This window comes from Rhodococcus sp. EPR-134 (assembly GCF_001647205.1).
Taxonomy (GTDB): domain Bacteria; phylum Actinomycetota; class Actinomycetes; order Mycobacteriales; family Mycobacteriaceae; genus Rhodococcus_F; species Rhodococcus_F qingshengii.
Map to the genome: position 1 here is coordinate 1 of NZ_LVCT01000608.1, position 1,639 is coordinate 1,639.

General features: G+C 61.2%; 2 protein-coding genes and 1 pseudogene. All 3 read right to left on the reverse strand.

Going from position 1 to position 1,639, the window contains the following annotated elements:
- Positions 1 to 264, reverse strand: a pseudogene (locus A2J01_RS26745) (HNH endonuclease); the annotation flags it as partial.
- A 120-nt stretch (positions 265 to 384) separates the two neighbouring features.
- Complete coding sequence (locus tag A2J01_RS26750; RefSeq protein WP_064113954.1) at positions 385 to 1,296, reverse strand: cation transporter; 912 nt, start codon at positions 1,294 to 1,296, stop codon at positions 385 to 387.
- Between the two features lie 72 nt (positions 1,297 to 1,368).
- Positions 1,369 to 1,639: HAD-IA family hydrolase (locus A2J01_RS26755; protein WP_156519420.1), on the reverse strand; the 271-nt coding region annotated here is incomplete at its 5' end.

Here is a 1,639-nt window from a genome sequence, read left to right on the forward strand (position 1 = left end):
GCCGGTGGAGATCTGCAGCATGGTGTGGTTCGCGAGCCATTGTCCGGTGCCGCGGTAGCAGAGTACTTGTTCGTCCGGGTTCAACGTCAGGGTGTCGACGGCGGCGACTCGAATGGCTTCCAGGCGAAGGATTTCCGCTGACGCGGTGATGGCGATCTCGCGGACGTCGCTGGGGTGAAGCCGCCACAATCGTCCGCGCACACCCACGGCGGAGTTGTTGACCACGTCGGTGACAGTATCTTCGTCGGTGATGTTGATCGTCATGAGAACCCCCCCGTTCCACCTTCCATCATACTCGAACATACTTTCGAGTCAAGGGTCTTTTCGAGAAGGTGAGGTGGGCCCGGCCGTCGTGATTCTGTTGTTCGAGAGCAGATTCCGTCGCTAGAGCATCAGCGCCGGATCTGTAGTCAGTTCGATGTTCAGCCACGGTTCGTAGGGGAGATCGGCGAGGCTGGTGGCGAACGAGCGTCGTACTGCGTCTTCACCGTCGATGTCCCAGCTGTGTGGCGCGACCATGAACGTCGCTTCGACATACAGCTTGCGACCCACCTTGCTCATGGTGAGAGTCGGTTCGTCCAAGCCGAATTCGTCGCGGACGACGGCGATGGCATCGTGCACGCGGGCCTGAACGTTTTCGCCGGGAGCACCTTCGAGGAGTTCGATCAGTGCGGTTCGCAGAAGTGCGTACGGTTGCGGGACCAGCATCGCGCAGCCGAGGAGGACCAAGACGGAGTCGACATATCGGTCGGCGTCGGAGAAATCGGTGCGGCCCAGGATCATTGCGACGACAGCACCGACTGCGACCAGCGCGCTGAAGGCAGCCGACGCTCCCCATTGCCTGGCTTCGGCGACGAGCAGATCAGATGTGCGGTCGACTTGTCGGACGTAGCGCCAGATGATGATCGACACCACCGCGCTGACAGCGCCGTATGCCACCAGAGACCCCGCGGTGACGTCGGCTCCGCCCGCGAGGATGACACGAACTGCCTCGACTGCAGCGTAGGCGAGCGTCGCCAGTAGTGCCATGCCCTGGACAGCGATGACGACCGGGATCAATGCCTCCTTACCGAACGGGAAGCGTGCGGTGGGGCCCGAGTCGGCTATCCGCGAGACCCGCAGTGAGAGCGCCGTCAACACCATTCCGATGAGGGCGTACACACCGTCGAGCAGGATCACCTGGGACTGCGAGATCCAGCCCCAGAATGCGGCGAGCACAGCCAACGCCGTTGCGACCACGAGCGAGTACCGCAGGGCCTTGCGTTCGCGGGTAGCGCTGTCTTCCTTGGTGCCCATGAATTCCAAACCGCCTGTCCGTTTCGATATTCCTTCACGTAGGAATACCAGCAACGACGCGCAGGCACGGGATCAGTGGACCAATTGCGCTGCCAGATCGAGAAAGTCCTCGGCGTTGATGTCGAACTCGTCGGAGAAGGACACATCGGGATTGCCCCTGGCTCCGAATTCGAGTGGTCGAGCTATGAAGGCTGTGCGGAATCCGAGAGCTTTGGCCGCCCGGATGTCATATTTGTGACTGGCAACCATCATGATCTCGGCCGGGTCGTACCCGAGATATCGAGCGGCCAGGTGGTAGATCTTCGGATCTGGTTTGAAGACGCCGGCCATTTCGGCAGTGAAG

Coding starts and splice junctions, on each gene's coding strand:
- A2J01_RS26750 (WP_064113954.1), bottom strand. CDS start 1,296: ATGGGCACCAAGGAAGACAGCGCTACCCGCGAACGCAAGGCCCTGCGG.